12 protein-coding genes and 1 pseudogene are annotated in these 14,960 nt (G+C 64.9%); 7 read left to right on the top strand and 6 right to left on the bottom strand.

Annotated elements, in window-relative coordinates; all coding sequences use genetic code 11:
• Nucleotides 1–71: 71 nt before the first annotated feature.
• The 7 genes from CYU89_RS13410 to CYU89_RS13380 all read left to right on the top strand — a co-directional run bounded on the left by CYU89_RS13410 (nucleotide 72) and on the right by CYU89_RS13380 (nucleotide 8,789).
• Nucleotides 72–317 (top strand): DUF2933 domain-containing protein, encoded by a 246-nt coding sequence (locus CYU89_RS13410; protein WP_277726186.1) that lies wholly within the window; start codon nucleotides 72–74, stop codon nucleotides 315–317.
• The gene (locus tag CYU89_RS13405; RefSeq protein WP_277726187.1) at nucleotides 307–972 is read left to right on the top strand and encodes an isoprenylcysteine carboxylmethyltransferase family protein; all 666 of its coding nucleotides are present in this window, start codon (nucleotides 307–309) and stop codon (nucleotides 970–972) included. The genes CYU89_RS13410 and CYU89_RS13405 overlap by 11 nt, the downstream gene beginning before the upstream one ends.
• A 134-nt stretch (nucleotides 973–1,106) precedes the next feature.
• On the top strand, nucleotides 1,107–3,059 hold the full coding sequence (locus CYU89_RS13400; RefSeq protein ID WP_277726188.1) for a heavy metal translocating P-type ATPase: 1,953 nt from the start codon (nucleotides 1,107–1,109) through the stop codon (nucleotides 3,057–3,059).
• The gene (locus CYU89_RS13395; RefSeq protein ID WP_296281689.1) at nucleotides 3,056–4,054 is read left to right on the top strand and encodes a ribose-phosphate pyrophosphokinase; all 999 of its coding nucleotides are present in this window, start codon (nucleotides 3,056–3,058) and stop codon (nucleotides 4,052–4,054) included. Before CYU89_RS13400 ends, CYU89_RS13395 begins: the two co-directional genes overlap by 4 nt.
• An 8-nt stretch (nucleotides 4,055–4,062) precedes the next feature.
• Nucleotides 4,063–5,421: an MBL fold metallo-hydrolase gene (locus CYU89_RS13390; RefSeq protein ID WP_343125262.1), complete on the top strand. Its 1,359-nt coding sequence runs from the start codon at nucleotides 4,063–4,065 to the stop codon at nucleotides 5,419–5,421.
• Nucleotides 5,418–6,944: a thymidine phosphorylase family protein gene (locus tag CYU89_RS13385; RefSeq protein ID WP_277726191.1), complete on the top strand. Its 1,527-nt coding sequence runs from the start codon at nucleotides 5,418–5,420 to the stop codon at nucleotides 6,942–6,944. The genes CYU89_RS13390 and CYU89_RS13385 overlap by 4 nt, the downstream gene beginning before the upstream one ends.
• Before the next feature lie 117 nt (nucleotides 6,945–7,061).
• Nucleotides 7,062–8,789, top strand: a complete 1,728-nt coding sequence (locus CYU89_RS13380; RefSeq protein ID WP_296281687.1) for a DUF3141 domain-containing protein — start codon at nucleotides 7,062–7,064, stop codon at nucleotides 8,787–8,789.
• A gap of 62 nt (nucleotides 8,790–8,851) precedes the next feature.
• Here the strand turns inward: CYU89_RS13380 and CYU89_RS13375 are convergent, their stop codons facing one another.
• From CYU89_RS13375 to CYU89_RS13350, 6 genes and pseudogenes are all read right to left on the bottom strand, one after another.
• A complete protein-coding gene (locus CYU89_RS13375) occupies nucleotides 8,852–10,432 on the bottom strand; it encodes an AarF/UbiB family protein (protein ID WP_277726193.1) in 1,581 nt (526 codons plus the stop codon).
• 126 nt (nucleotides 10,433–10,558) lie between these two features.
• Entirely contained in the window at nucleotides 10,559–11,299 is a 741-nt protein-coding gene (locus CYU89_RS13370; RefSeq protein ID WP_277726194.1) for a copper resistance protein B, read from the bottom strand.
• 302 nt (nucleotides 11,300–11,601) lie between these two features.
• Nucleotides 11,602–13,281 (bottom strand): annotated as a pseudogene (locus CYU89_RS13365) (copper resistance system multicopper oxidase); the annotation flags it as partial.
• 191 nt (nucleotides 13,282–13,472) lie between these two features.
• Nucleotides 13,473–13,670, bottom strand: coding sequence for a ribbon-helix-helix domain-containing protein (locus tag CYU89_RS13360; RefSeq protein ID WP_296281681.1), 198 nt, complete (start codon nucleotides 13,668–13,670; stop codon nucleotides 13,473–13,475).
• 4 nt (nucleotides 13,671–13,674) lie between these two features.
• Nucleotides 13,675–14,400 carry an enhanced serine sensitivity protein SseB C-terminal domain-containing protein gene (locus tag CYU89_RS13355; RefSeq protein ID WP_296281679.1) on the bottom strand — a complete coding sequence of 242 codons (726 nt, stop codon included), beginning with the start codon at nucleotides 14,398–14,400 and terminating at the stop codon, nucleotides 13,675–13,677.
• A complete protein-coding gene (locus CYU89_RS13350; RefSeq protein ID WP_296281677.1) occupies nucleotides 14,390–14,932 on the bottom strand; it encodes a hypothetical protein in 543 nt (180 codons plus the stop codon). The genes CYU89_RS13355 and CYU89_RS13350 overlap by 11 nt, the downstream gene beginning before the upstream one ends.
• Nucleotides 14,933–14,960: the final 28 nt, after the last annotated feature.

Genomic DNA, 14,960 nt, shown 5'->3' with positions numbered 1-14,960 from the left:
CCTTTCTACGCTCAGGACGCATCTTCGCCAATTGTCCCGTCCATTCTTAACTGGCGTCCTGGAGCATCGAGATGAGCGAAATTCCTGATCGGAAGCGAGGCGGTTGGCGCAGCCCCGCCGTCCTGACCCTGTGCGTCTTTCTCTTTATCGCGGGACTCTTCCTGTGGCTGGAGCACCGGGCGCACGTACTCGGTGCGCTCCCCCTCTTGCTGCCCCTGGTGATCTGCATCGGCATGCACTTCTTCCTGCACCGCGGTCACGGCGGTCACGGTGGCCACCAGACGCATCGGGAGGAGGGCGACCGCGATGACCGGTAACCCGCCCGCCTACGGCCTCTGGTTTCTGGCGCTGGTGAACGCCGGCATCTTCATTCTGTTCGCCCTGAGCTTCTTCAAGCCGACGACGGCGCGCGACTGGCGCTCGCTGGGCGCGTTTTCCGCCTTCATCGTCGCCCTGTTCGTGGAAATGTACGGCTTTCCGCTGACGCTCTACCTGTTGGCGGGTTGGGTGGGCAATCGTTTCCCGGGACTGGACCCGCTGTCCCACGACGCCGGCCACATCTGGCCCGCACTCTTCGGTTGGTCGGGAGATCCTCATCTCAATCCGTTCCACCTGGCCAGTTACATGCTGATCGGCAGCGGGTTCTGGCTGATCGCCGCCGGCTGGCGGGTGTTGCACGAGGCTCAACGCGCCGGATCGCTTGCCACCACCGGGCCGTACGCCCATGTGCGGCATCCGCAGTACGTGGGCTTCATCCTGGTGCTGATCGGATTCTTCCTGCAATGGCCCACACTCGTGACGGGCGTGATGCTGCCGATTCTGCTGGTCATGTACTGGCGGCTCGCCAAGCGGGAGGAGCGCGAGGTCGAAGCGACGTTCGGGGATCAGTATCGACGCTACGCGAGCGACGTGCCTGCATTCGTGCCGCGGCTTGGGCGCTTGTTCAACAATAGAGAAGGCCAGATCGAATGAGTCACCATGACCCGCACGCACACCACCAGCACGATCACGGCGCACACGTCCATGCGTCTCCACCCGGCACCGGCGCAGTCGTAAGCGCCGCCGGTTCGAGTCACGCAGGCCATGCCGGCCACGACCATGGCGCCATGGTCGCCGACTTCCGCAGACGCTTCTGGGTCACGCTGCTGCTGACCCCGTTTGTCCTCGCGCTGTCGCCCATGATCCAGCACGCGCTCGGCCTGGGCGAGGCGTTGGCATTCACAGGCGATCGTTACCTCCTGTTCGCCCTGTCGACCGTCGCCTATCTCTACGGCGGCTGGCCCTTCCTGGTCGGCGTCGTCTCCGAACTGCGCAAGCGTCAGCCCGGGATGATGACGCTGATCGCGTTGGCCATTTCGGCCGCCTACATCTTCTCGGTGGCAGTGACCTTCGGCTTTCCCGGGCAGGAGTTCTACTGGGAACTGGTGACGCTGATCGCGATCATGCTGCTGGGCCACTGGGTCGAGATGCGCTCGGTCATGGGGGCGTCGCGTGCCCTGGAGGAACTGGTCAAGCTGTTGCCCGACAGTGCCACCCGCATCGATGCCGATGGCAGCCTGCACGACGTCCCGATCAGCGCACTGCAGCCGGGCGACCGCGTGATCGTCCGTCCCGGCGCCAAGGTGCCGGTGGACGGGGAGATCACCGAGGGCTCCTCGGACTTCAACGAAGCCATGCTCACCGGCGAATCCCGCCCGGTCGCCAAAGGAGTCGGTGCCACCGCGATCGGCGGGGCCATCAACGGCGCGAACGCCGTCACCATACGCGTCACCGCAACCGGCGATGCCACGTATCTGTCGCAGGTGATCGACCTGGTCAAGAAGGCGCAGCAGACCCGCTCGCGCACGCAGGACATCGCCAACCGCGCTGCCGCCTGGCTGACCTACATCGCCTTGGCCGTGGGCGTCGGCACGCTGCTGGTCTGGTGGCTGGTGCTCGACGCGCCGCTCAACTTCGCCATCGAGCGCATGGTCACCGTCATGGTCGTCGCCTGCCCGCATGCCCTGGGCCTGGCGGTGCCGCTGGTGGTCGCGGTCAGCACGTCGCTGAGCGCGAGCAACGGCCTGCTGATCCGTGACCGGGCCGCGTTCGAGCGCGCGCGCCGACTGGATGCGGTCGTGTTCGACAAGACGGGCACGCTGACCGAGGGACGATTCGGGGTCAGCGACATCGTGATGCTGCAGGAGGGCGATGAGCGCCAGGAGTTGGCCTTCGCCGCGGCGGCCGAGAGCCAGTCGGAACATCCCATCGCCCATGGCATCGTGGCCGAGGCAAAGCGCCGCGACATCCCCATCCCCAAGGCCAGCGACGTGCGCAACATCACCGGCGAAGGCATCGTAGCCAACGTGGGCGACGAGCGCGTGCGCATCGTCAGCCCAGGTCATCTGGCCCGCCAGGGCAACGCCATTACCCACGAGCGGCTGGGACAGCTCGAATCGGCAGGCAAGACCGTCGTCGTACTCGAACGCGATGGTCAGCCGCGCGCACTGTTCGCGCTTGCCGATATCGTTCGGTCCGAATCCCGGGATGCCATCGCCGAATTGACCCGGCTGGGGATTCGCTCGGTGATGCTGACAGGTGATGCCCGAGGCGTGGCCGAATCGGTGTCCAAGGAACTTGGGATCTCGGAGTACTTCGCCGAGGTGCTCCCGGATCAGAAGTCGCAGAAGATCCAGGAGCTTCAGGCCCGCGGGCTATCGGTCGCCATGGTGGGCGATGGCGTAAACGACGCCCCGGCGCTGGTCCAGGCCGACCTGGGCGTGGCCATCGGCGCGGGCACCGACGTCGCCGTGGAGTCGGCCGACGTCGTGCTCGTGCGCAGCGATCCGCGCGATGTCGGCGCCATCCTTGGCCTGTCTCGCGCCACTTACCGCAAGATGGTGCAGAACCTGATCTGGGCGACCGGCTACAACACGATTGCGGTGCCCATGGCGGCGGGCATCACCTTCGGTACGGGCTTCCTGATGACGCCTGCCATCGCCGCCGTCTTCATGTCGGCCAGCACGGTGATCGTCGCCATCAATGCCCAGCTTCTCCGTTTCTACAGGCGACAAACATGACTACGACAGATTCCTCCAGCCGAGTGATCCTTCCCCTTCCCGGCAACGAAGCATTCGCCCGCCAGTTGGCGGTCGCTGGAAGGTGGGAGCTGGGAGAGCTGGAAACCCGGCGATTCCCCGACGGCGAAAGCTACGTGCGCATCGCCGCGGAGGTGGCGGACAAGTCGGTCGTCCTCGTGCAGACCCTGGCCCAGCCCGATCCCGGCTTCCTGTCGCTTGTCTTCGCCGCCGACGCCGCCCGCGACCTCGGTGCCCGCGACGTGATCCTAGTCGCACCTTACCTGGCCTACATGCGGCAGGATCGCCGCTTCCACCCCGGAGAAGCGATCACCTCCCGGAGCTTTGCCCGTCTCGTGTCGTCGAGCTTCGACCGCCTGGTAACGGTCGATCCCCATCTGCACCGTTACCCGGCGCTGTCGGCGCTCTACACCGTGCCCGCCGACACCCTTCATGCCGCTCCGCTGCTGGCCGACTGGATCACCGGCGAGGTGGAAAGGCCGTTGGTGATCGGTCCGGACGAGGAAAGTGAGCAGTGGGTGGCGGCCATCGCCCAGCGCATCGGCGCACCCCATGCAGTCCTGCGCAAGATCCGCCACGGCGACCGCAATGTCGAGGTCGCATTGTCCGACCTGTCCGCCTGGCGCGATCGCCAGCCCGTGCTGGTCGATGACATTGCGTCCTCCGGACGCACGCTGATCGAGGCCGCGCGGCAGCTGCCTCAGCAAGGCTTCGCGCTGCCCGTGGTCGCTGTGGTGCATGCCATCTTCGCCGAGGATGCCTATCCACAACTCGCGCAGCTATGCAGCCGCATCGTCTCCACCGATGCCGTGCGTCATCAGAGCAATGCGATTGCACTGGCTCCCCTGATCGCGCAGTTCCTTGCCGCCTCTCCTGAGGCAGAGGCCCGCCTCGTGCGCCATCGCCGTCCACCCGAACCTCTCGATGACATCGACCCGTTGGATGCCGATTCCTTTACTGCCCCCTCCACATCTTGAGGAGCACCATCTTGCATCTCACCTCGTTCGGCGGTGCTGGCACCGTCACCGGCTCCAAGCACCTGCTGAGCCACAACGGAAAACACATCCTGGTCGATTGCGGCCTGTTCCAGGGCCTGAAGAACCTGCGTGAGTTGAACTGGGAGCCATTGCCGATCGCGCCGAAGGAGCTCGATGCAGTGGTCTTGACGCATGCACACCTCGACCATTCTGGCTACATTCCCCGGCTCGTGCGCGACGGCTTTCGCGGACGCATCTACGCAACCGCCGCAACCCGCGACGTGGCCGAACTGATCCTAAAGGACAGCGGCCATCTGCAGGAGAAGGATGCCGAGTACGCCAATCGCAAGGGCTTCAGCAAGCACAAGCCCGCGCTGCCGCTGTACACCGTGCAGGATGCCGAGCGCGCGCTCAAGCAGTTCTCCAACGTGCCCTTCGGCAAGCCATTCGCGCTTCCCGACGGCGCGACACTGACGTTCCGCTACGCCGGGCACATTCTGGGCGCTGCGACCGTGGAGATCGACTGGGGCGGCAAGCGCATCGTGTTCTCGGGCGACCTGGGACGCTACGACGACCCGATGCTGTTCGATCCGCAGCCCGTGACCGAAGCCGACTACGTGGTGATCGAGTCCACCTACGGCAACCGGACCCATGCCCCGAGCGATGCCGCCGAGGCACTCGGGGCGGTCATCGAGACAACGGTCGGCCGCGGCGGTACGGTGGTCATTCCCGCCTTCGCGGTGGGCCGGGCGCAGCTGCTGCTCTATCACCTCTGGAAGCTGCGCCAGGCCGGGCGCCTGGGTTCGGTGCCCATCTATCTGGACAGTCCGATGGCGATCAACGCCAGCGAGCTGTTGTGCGATCACCTCGCCGACCACCGCCTGCCCGCCGAGATCTGCCATGCCGCCTGCGGGATCGCCACGTATACACGCGAGGTCGAGGAATCCAAACAGATCACCGCCAGCCGATTCCCCAAGGTCGTCATCTCGGCCAGCGGCATGGCGACGGGCGGTCGCGTGCTGCACCATCTCGCAGCGTTCGCGCCCAGGCGCGAGAATACGATCCTGTTCGCCGGCTACCAGGCCGCGGGGACGCGCGGCCAGGCGATGCTGCAAGGCACGCGCGAAATCAGGATTCACGGTCAATGGGTGCCGGTCAATGCGCAGGTCGCCAACCTGCCGGAATTGTCCGCGCACGCCGATGCCAACGAGCTGATGCGCTGGCTCTCCGGTTTTCGGCACGCGCCTTCGCGGATCTTCGTCGTGCATGGCGAACCGGAGGCCTCCGAGGCGCTGCGCGTACGCATCGACAAGGAGAACGGCTGGCCTGTCTCGGTGCCGCGCTTCGGGCAGGTGTTCGAACTATGAACGCGCGTGATGCCCAGGTGGCCGATTCGCCGCCGACGCTACGCGCTCGGCGCCTGGGGCTTTATGCCCAACACCAGTCGATTGCGGTCATGCGCACGGATTGCCACGTGTGCCGCGCCGAGGGACTCGCCTCACGATCGCAGGTGTTGCTTTCGGCCGGTGGGCGACAGGTGCAGGCAGTGCTCTATCAGGCCGATGGCGATCTGGTTGCGCCAGGCGAAGCCGCACTCTCCGAATCCGCCTGGGAACGGCTGGGCGTCGCCGAGGGCGCCCCCATTGAGGTCTCCCATGCCCCCGCCCTGGACTCCTTGGCCAGCGTTCGACGGCGGATCTATGGCCATCGGCTCGATGCGGCCGCGCTGCAAGCCGTCGTCGCGGACGTGACGGCGGGACGCTACACGGACGTGCATCTAGCCGCGTTCCTGACGGCCAGTGCGGCCCTGCCGCTGGACGAACAGGAAACGGTCGATCTGACCGCCGCGATGATCGATGCCGGGGAGCGCCTGACGTGGAACGCTCCGGTGGTGGTGGACAAGCACTGCATCGGCGGACTGCCAGGCAACCGGACCACGCCGATCGTCGTCGCCATCGTGGCAGCCCACGGCCTGGTGATGCCCAAGACCTCATCGCGCGCGATCACGTCGCCGGCGGGCACCGCCGACACCATGGAAACATTGGCGCCTGTGGATCTTGACCTGGCCACCATGCGGCGCGTCGTGGATCAGGAAGGCGGCTGCATCGCCTGGGGCGGTGCTGTGCATCTCAGTCCCGCCGACGACATCTTCGTTCGCGTGGAACGGGAACTGGACGTGGACACCGAGGGGCAATTGATCGCCTCCGTGCTGTCCAAGAAGATCGCGGCGGGCTCCAATCACGTCGTGCTCGATATCCCGGTCGGGCCGACCGCCAAGGTCCGCACGGAGGAAGCCGCAGATCGGCTGGGCGACCGCCTGATCGCGGTCGCCGCGCACTTCGGGTTGGCCGCGACGTGCATCCGCACCGACGGCAGCCAGCCGGTGGGCCGAGGGATCGGCCCCGCCCTCGAAGCGCACGATATTCTCGCCGTCCTTCAGAACAAACCCGATGCGCCCGGCGATCTGCGGCACCGGGCCGCAGTGCTCGCCGGCGCCGCGCTCGAAATCGGCGGCGCGGCAGAGCCAGGAGCAGGCTATGCGCTGGCCTTGGCCACCTTGGCTGACGGTCAGGCCTGGACGAAGTTCCAGCGGATCTGCCAGGCGCAGGGCGGCATGCGCGAGCCGCCCAGGGCCTTGCACATCCGGCCCCTGACTGCGGCGCGTGCTGGGAGGATCGTCCAGATCAACAACCGCAAGATTGCCCAGCTCGCTAAGTTGGCCGGTGCGCCCGAGGCCAAGGCCGCCGGCGTCACCATGGAGGTCATGCTGGGAGCTGACGTCGGCATCGGACAGCCGCTGCTTCAGTTGTACGCCGACACCGCGGGTGAACTGGCCTATGCCATGGAATATGCGTCCCGGAACCCGGACATCATCGAAATCGCGACTTGAGACGTCGCGGCAGTATCTCCATTGGAGGCCAAGATGCGCCCACGTGAAACTCTGACTCGTTCAGCGAAGCGCGCTGCGGGCAGATCCAGAAGCGAAAGGGCTGTTCACGCATCACCCGTGGCAGCCGTGCCGTCGGTGTCGACAGATCATTCCGCCGAACAAGCGCTTGCAGGTTCTGCCGTGTACGACTTCGCTCAGGCAGTGGGCTACTCGCGTGACGTGTTCGAGCGCGCGGTGCTGTTCTGGGACACGCTGCGCCAGCGGGCCGACGACATGATCGCCCACGAGCGCGCGGGCAAGCCTCCGCTGCTGGACTTCGACTACGAAACCCTCCTCGATGCCCGGCGCTTCGAGCGTCCGGCCAACTACGCGCTCCTTCGCATCACGCGGGCCGGGGACCACTGCATCGAAGACTGCCTGGATGCCTCCAGGCCGCCCGTGGTGGTCGTCGATCCGCGTGCCGGACATGGCCCAGGCATCGGCGGCTTCAAGACCGACTCCGAAGTCGGTATCGCGCTGCATCGCGGCCATGCCGTTTACTTCGTCTCGTTTTATCCTGAACCATGTCCCGGCCAGACGCTCGCGGACGTGTTGCAGGCGCTGCGGCGCTTCGTGGAGGAAGTGGCGAGGCGCCATCCCGGCCTGCCTCCTGTGCTGTACGGCAACTGCCAGGCGGGTTGGGCGCTCACGCTGCTCGCGGCGGACTGCCAGGGCCTGAGCGGGCCAGTCGTGCTCAATGGATCGCCGCTGTCCTACTGGGCGGGCGCCGCGGGTATGAACCCGATGCGGCTCGCCGGAGGATTCGTGGGCGGCGTGTGGATGACCCATCTGCTCGCGGATCTGGGCAATGGTCGTTTCGACGGCGCCTGGCTCATCCAGAACTTCGAGAATCTCAAGCCGGAAGGCGTGTGGGAGAAGTACGCCAACCTCTTCGCTCATGTGGATACCGAGCGTGATCGCTTCCTCCAGTTCGAGCGCTGGTGGAATGCCTGGTACTTCATGAGCCGCGAAGAGATCGTCGCCATTGTCGAGAACCTGTTCATCGGCAACCGTCTTGAGGAAGGCAAACTGCGGATCGACGAGCACTGCGCCGTCGACCTGAAGCGCATCCGCAACCCGCTGGTGGTCTTCGCCTCCTACGGTGACAACATCACGCCGCCTCACCAGGCACTGGGCTGGATTCCCGTTGTCTATCCCGACACGAACGCGCTCAAGCAGGCGGATCAGCGCATCGTCTACCTGACCAACCCGCATGTTGGTCACCTGGGGATCTTCGTCTCCGCGAAGGTCGCCCGCTTCGAGCATCGGGCCATCCTGGAGACCCTGGCGGACGTCGAGGCATTGGCCCCGGGCCTCTACGAGATGAGGATCGACAACCCCACCGGCGACCCGGATTGCGCGCGGTCGCAGTACACCGTCCGTTTCGAGGAGCGACAGGTCGAGGACCTGCGGTTCGATGTCCCTAGTGCAGCGTTCGAGAAAGTGCGAGGGATGTCGGAGACGAACGAATTGTTCTACAAGACGTTCGTGAGTCCCGTCGTGAGCGCCATGAGCAATCCCTGGAGCGCCCCGGCGCTGGAATGGCTGCATCCGATGCGCACCAGCCGCTACCTGCTTTCGGAGGCCTTCAGCCCTTGGATGCACGCCGTCGCGGCCCTGGCGCCCCTGATCAGGAAGGAGCGGACGCCATTGCCCGCGGACAACCCCTTCGCGGCGCAGGAGCAGGCGGTGATCGCGCAGGTTACCCAGGCCATCGAAGATGGGCGCAAGCATCGCGACGAGGCGATGGAATGGTGGTTCGCGCTTGTGTTCGGCGCCATGCCGAGAAGGCTCGGCGCGGCCTGACGATTCGTGGTCGCGGCTTGGTTGCGTAGTGGATCGGCGGATGAAGGCTTAGGCGCCAGTCGTCACAAGTGACCGGAGCGCGAGATCGCCAGAACCAGGCGTAGCGACAGCAATAGGGCCAGCAAATACGCGACGACCGCGAACAACGGCATGTCGCCCCAGATGCGAGGCCCAATGCTGTGCTGCATCAAGAGCGATCCAGCAAGGTAAAGCCCCAGCGTGATCAACGCGACCGACAGTCTGTTGCCGGTCCGGCTGATGTTGGCCTGCAATGCCTCAAGCCCCCGGTGGTACATGGTCAGGCTCGGCCTGCCATCATCCACCATCGCCGACCTGAGCAGTTCTGATGCGATCGTCGACAAGCTGTCGGCCGTGCGCGCAGCACGCTCGGCCACCGGCCGCCGGCTGCGGCTCGCCTCCTTGCTCAACGAAGCTGCAAGGGTTTCGCGGTGGAGCTCGAAACTTCCCAGCAGGTTGAACTCCGGATCGAGCTGGCGAATCGTGTTCTCGACCAGGAACAGTGTTCGGATCAGGACCAGCAGATGCCGGGGCAGCCGGAAACGCTCTCCTCCGCCCAGGCTTGAGATCCGCCACACCATCTCGGCCAGCGACCACTCGGTGACGGGCAGGCTCTCCAGTTTGTCGAGAATCTCGCCGATGGCGCGCGTGTACTCGCGACGGTCCACGGGTGCAACGATGAAACCCAGAAGAAGCGCCGAATCCAGCACCTCGTCCGCATCCGCATAGGGCACGGCAGCGATCATGCGTGCGAGTGCCAGCCGCGCCTTTGGATCTAGGTATCCGATCGAGCCGAAGTCATGAAGGCACAGTCGCCCATCCGCCATCGCGAACAGGTTTCCTGGATGTGGGTCGGCGTGGTACACGCCGCGAACGAACAAGAGGTGCAGATAGGCATTGAACAACTGATCGGCAATGGCGCGCCCTCGGTCGCTTCCGGCGAAGTCGGTGACGACGACGCCGCTGCTGTATTCCTGAACCAGTACGTTAGGCGAGACATAGGGCTCGACGACGCGGGGCATCATGACTCCTGGCAGCCCCGCGATTGCTGACTGCAAACGCCGCATATTCCGCGCTTCGTGATCCAGATCGATTTCTGCAAGCAACTGCATGCCGAGTTCGTCGATCAGCGCCAGCGGCTGTTGCCGCCTGAGCTGCGGCCACACAGGAAGCAAAATCCTCACCAGCAAGCGCAGCAGCAGAAGATCGGTCTTGACCTGGGAGACGACACCGGGGCGGCGAACCTTGACCACGGCTTCTTGCCCGTCGTGCGTACGGGCTCGATGAACCTGGGCCACGGACGCTGCAGCAAAGGGAATTGCATCGAACCGTGCGAACAGCGTTGCCGCCGGTTGGCCGAACGCATCTTTGATGGCAGCTTCGGCAAGCTGCGACGAGAACGGCGGCACCCGGTTATGCAAGTCCTCCAGCACCACGCGGTACGCGTCGGGCAGCATGTCGCGACGCAAGCTCAAGCCTTGACCGAGCTTCACGAAAGTCGTGCCCAGCCCCTCCAGCGTCTCGCGCAAGCGCTCCGCCAGCACCGATGGCGTGGTCTTCCGCAGGCGCCACCATGCCAAACCGAATCCAAGGGCAGCGACCACAATCTGAATGCCACGACGCAACGATGAGATTCGGGGTGGACGCATATGACCTTCGATTTCGTGTTCGATGGCCTGATGCGGGTTGCATTCCAGGCCCTCCTACGATGGCACCACCCCGCCATCTCCCCAACCCCAAACGCATCTACGTCAGAACCACAAGCGCAGGCCGACCACCCAGCGGTTGTCGGTTCGGGAATGACCGCTGAGCCTGCGCAGGTCGGACGTCTCGCCGAAGCTCCATTCGCGCTCGAACCCGATATAGGGCGCGAACTGCCGCGTGATCTCGTAGCGCAATCGCACACCTCCTTCTACCGTGCTCAAGCCTGACCCGATGACTTCCGCCGGATCGGACTGCCCGAACCAGTTGGCTTCGACACCCCAGCTTGCGATCAGCCGGTTGGTGAACAGCATGTCGTACTCGGCCTCGACGATCGCCGCCGTCTTGCCGCCTTCTGCGACGTAACCCGTTGCGGAAACCTCGAACTTATAGGGCGCCAGCCCCTGAACGCCGAACGCGGCCCAGGTGCGCGGCGTTCCGCCTCCGCCGAAGTCACCGAAATCCCGGCGCACGCCCACCACGGCATCCCACCAGGGATGGATCGCGCGTCCGTACATCGCCTCCACCCGCGCGCGCTGCAGGTTCTCGTCCAGGGCGTGCCCCTTGGTCCTCAGCCAGAGGCGGTTGATGTCGCTACCGACCCAGCCGATTCCCTCCCAGGCGATCTCCCTGCCTTCATCCGTGTTCGCCCCTTCCAGCTGATCCATAAGCCAGAAGGAGTTCAGGCTGGTTCCATGCTTGTGGTAGTCCTTCAGCGTCGGAAATGCCGCCAGGCGATCGGCATCCGTGACGGCGGGGATGGGTTCGCGTGGCGAGTCGAACACCCCCATCCGGGAATGATCCATCTGCGAATGGTCGACCTGCGAATGGTCGACCTGCGGACGATCATGCTGCGAATGATCCATCTGCGAGTGGTCGACCTGTGGGCGACCATGCTGTCCATGATCCATCTGCGAGTGGTCCATGCCGGCATTGGGAGACTGCGCTGTCGTCGCGTCCTCTTCCTGCTGGTTCGCAGTCGGACTCGACGGGACAGGCTGGCCATGACCGGCGTGCTGCGCGTGGGCGCCGACAGGAGGGAGCAGCAATGCTGCGGCCAGCGCAGCCCAACGCATCGATGTTCTCACGCTCGTCATTCTTCGACCCTCACTTCCCGGAACATCCCGGATTCCATGTGGAAGAAGAGATGGCAGTGGTAGGCCCAGCGACCGAGCGCGTCGGCGCGCACCCGGTAGCTGCGCTTCGTGCCCGGCGGCATGTCGATGGTGTGCTTGCGCAAGTGGAAGTTGCCCTGTTCGTCCTCAAGATCGCTCCACAGGCCATGCAGATGGATCGGATGCGACATCATGGTGTCGTTCACCAGCACGATGCGCATGCGTTCGCCGTAGTTGAGGCGCAGCGGCTCGGCGTCGGCGAACTTGATCCCATCGAACGACCAGGCAAAGCGCTCCATGTGGCCGGTCAGGTGCAGCTCCACCGTGCGCCCCGGCTCGCGACCGTCGGGGTCTTCGAACAGGCTCTTCAGGTCGGCATACGTCGCCACCTTGCGGTCGTTGCCGCGCAGACCGATCCCAGGATCGGACAGTCGCGGCTCCGGCGTCATGGTCCGCATGTCCACCAGGGGATTGCCCGTTTCGCTGGCCGGATGAGTCTGCATCTGCATGCCGCCGCCTTCATGCGCGGAGTGCGCGCCTGGTGCGGCCGGAACGCCGTGCCCGGCATGCGGATCGGCGGCCACGGCCCCCGCCCCGTGGCCCGCGTGGGGGTCCGGCGCCGGCGCGGCGCCATGCCCGGCATGCGGATCGGCCGATGCGGCCGCCAGTCCGGAATGGGCACCGTGGCCGCCATGCCCCATGTCGGCCATGGTCAGCAGCGGCCGCGGGTCCACCGCCGGTACCGGAGCACGCAAGCCCTCGCGGACCGCAAGCGTGCCACTGACGTAGCCGGTGCGCGCGGAGTCTTGGGCGAAGATCGTGAAGGCGTCCTGCCCGGTAGGCTCGACGATCACGTCGAAGGTTTCGGCAGTGGCGATGCGCAGCTCGTCCACCGTCAGCGGGTGGACGTACTGGCCGTCGACCTCGACGACCGTCATCTTCAGGCCCGGGATGCGGACGTCGAAGTAGGTCATCGCCGCACCGTTGATGAAACGCAGGCGCACCTTCTCACCGGCACGGAAAAGTCCCGTCCAGTTGCCCAGCGACGTGGTCCCGTTTATCAGGTAGGTGTAGGTATGCGCGTTGACGTCGGACAGGTCCGTCGGCGTCATGCGCATGCGTCCCCATGCCTCGCGATCGCTTAGCGTCGCGCTCAAGCCGTCCCGGCGCACGTCGCGGAAGAAGTCGCCCACCGTACGCTGGTAGTAATTGTCGTACTCCGACAGCTTCTTCAGCCGGGCGAACAGGCGCGCCGGGTCCATGTCGGTCCAATCGGACAGGAAGACCACGTAGTCTCGATCGTAGGAGAACGGAGGCGGATCGATGGGGTCGATGATCAGCGGCCCGTACATGCCGCCCTGTTCCTGGAACCCCGAATGACTGTGGTACCAGTAGGTTCCGCTCTGGCGGACATCGAACTCGTACAGGTAGCTCTCGCCGCGGTTGATGCCGTCGAAGCTGAAGCCGGGAACCCCATCCATGTTGGCGGGCAGCAGGATGCCGTGCCAGTGGATCGACGTCGCGTCGCCGTGGATCGAGCCGGGGGGAAGGTCATTCCGGGCCCTGAGCTGCACCCGCGTGCCTTCGCGCCAGCGCAGGATCGGTGCAGGCACCGAGCCGTTGACGGTGATGGCGGGCCGCGTCTTGCCCGTGTAGTTGGGGTACAGCCGACATACGTGTAAAAACCATGCACAAGATCAAAAAAAATGTTTTTTATCAATGAGATGAGCGTTTTTCAGCTCACATTAGGCTGATCTCGCTTCCGGGCCCCGAAATCCTCCCGCCAGGCCGCAGGCGAACGAAATCCAAACCACCGACAACACGCCCATGTTGCCCGGTGCCTGGCAGATCACAGCCGGCGCATCGGCGGACCCGCACCTTTCTCTAGAGTGCCCGGGCAGAGAGCCTCGTCCTCATCGAGATAGTTCTGCAGCGCCTGTCTGATGATCCAGGCCATCGGCCGCTCGTTCCGGTCCGCAGCTTCGCGCAGTCGGTCAAACAGCTCTGCAGGGATCTTGGCGGAAACCGTACGCAATGCAGGTCTCATGGCGCTACTTTCGTGGCCCAAAGAAGCACATCGCCCCTGGCCGCCGCAAGTACTCGGGCAGGTCCTGATCAGGATCGAACGACGTCAGATCGAGCGGAATATCCGCCTTAGCGACGGCCGACTGCAGCGCGGTGATGGTGGCACATGCCGTCCGTTCGGCGTGTTCTTTCGCCACTCCGACCGCTATCAGGAAGGTGTGCCGCTCCGGGTGCTCGGACGGCGCCACTTCCAACAAGTACGCCACCTCGACGAATGGTAAGCCCTCATAAAGCGCTATCAAGGCCTGCATCAACCAGACTGGAGGGTTGGCTTCATCCATGACCAGAAAAGGTATTTCCGACTCGAGATCAAACTTCTCGACGCGGGCGACGGTCCCGCTCCTCAGCAGAGCGCTGACCTCCTCGGGAAACAGCAGACAGCCACCGTCATTGGGATTCAACATGACGGCCGCGCCATGCGTGAGCTCCAGGAACTGCCGCCCCCGCAATGGGACGATCTTGGCAGTGATCCCAGTGGGAGGTCGTGCCTTCTCAAGCGACGTAAAGAAAGGAACAGCAAGGAACCCATCCGGGTGCTGGAACTGGAGCAGCCGCAGCCGCGAATGGTCGTCTGACACCGGCGCGTGGGCATAAACCCTCGCGTCGAGCAGACAACGGAAGAAGGCCGGCTCCAGATCGCGATTCTGACGCGCCCGTTCCAGACGACGTTCGAGCTCTCTTTCACTGATCATGACGTTTGCCTGGCCGCCACTCTTCGGGGGTGATGTCACCTGCTACCTGATACAGCGGACGTCGGTAGCTGCCGAACAGGAACCGCATGCGCGAGGCGTCTCGGCCGATGAAGAGCCACAGGAATTTCCGGTCGAACTGGAATTCGGATCGGAACGGATAGGTGGGTGTATCGTGCGTGTCGTCGCCGAAGACGTCGAAACCCCGCAGGATCAGGAGCGTCGGCATCGCACCGGGGGCGACATCAGCTGCTCTGCTTCCCCACCCGTCGAGTCGCGCCGTGACGGCGTCCAATCGCTCGGCGGGCGACGGCCGTAGATCGATGACGTCGACTGGAATTGCCCGTGCAGCGGCGGCTTGGATCATCGCGTCGACGACGGCCTGCTCCGCCTCGTCCGAGGGGCAGACCAAGCGGGCCGGCAACCTCAATGCTGACGCCAGAGGATGAATGAAGCTGCTGGCGATCTGCGTTGCAATCGCAACGAGCGCGCACGTCCCGGCCTCCGTCCCTCCACAATCCTCGTGCTCGCCCATGAGTCTTATCTAAGTAAGTCTTAGATAC

Origin of the sequence: Pseudoxanthomonas sp. (genome assembly GCF_002863005.1) — a bacterium.
In the GTDB taxonomy this organism is placed as follows: domain Bacteria; phylum Pseudomonadota; class Gammaproteobacteria; order Xanthomonadales; family Xanthomonadaceae; genus Pseudoxanthomonas_A.
The sequence above is the reverse complement of the archived record's forward strand: the minus strand, read 5'-3'. Positions and strand labels throughout refer to the sequence as shown.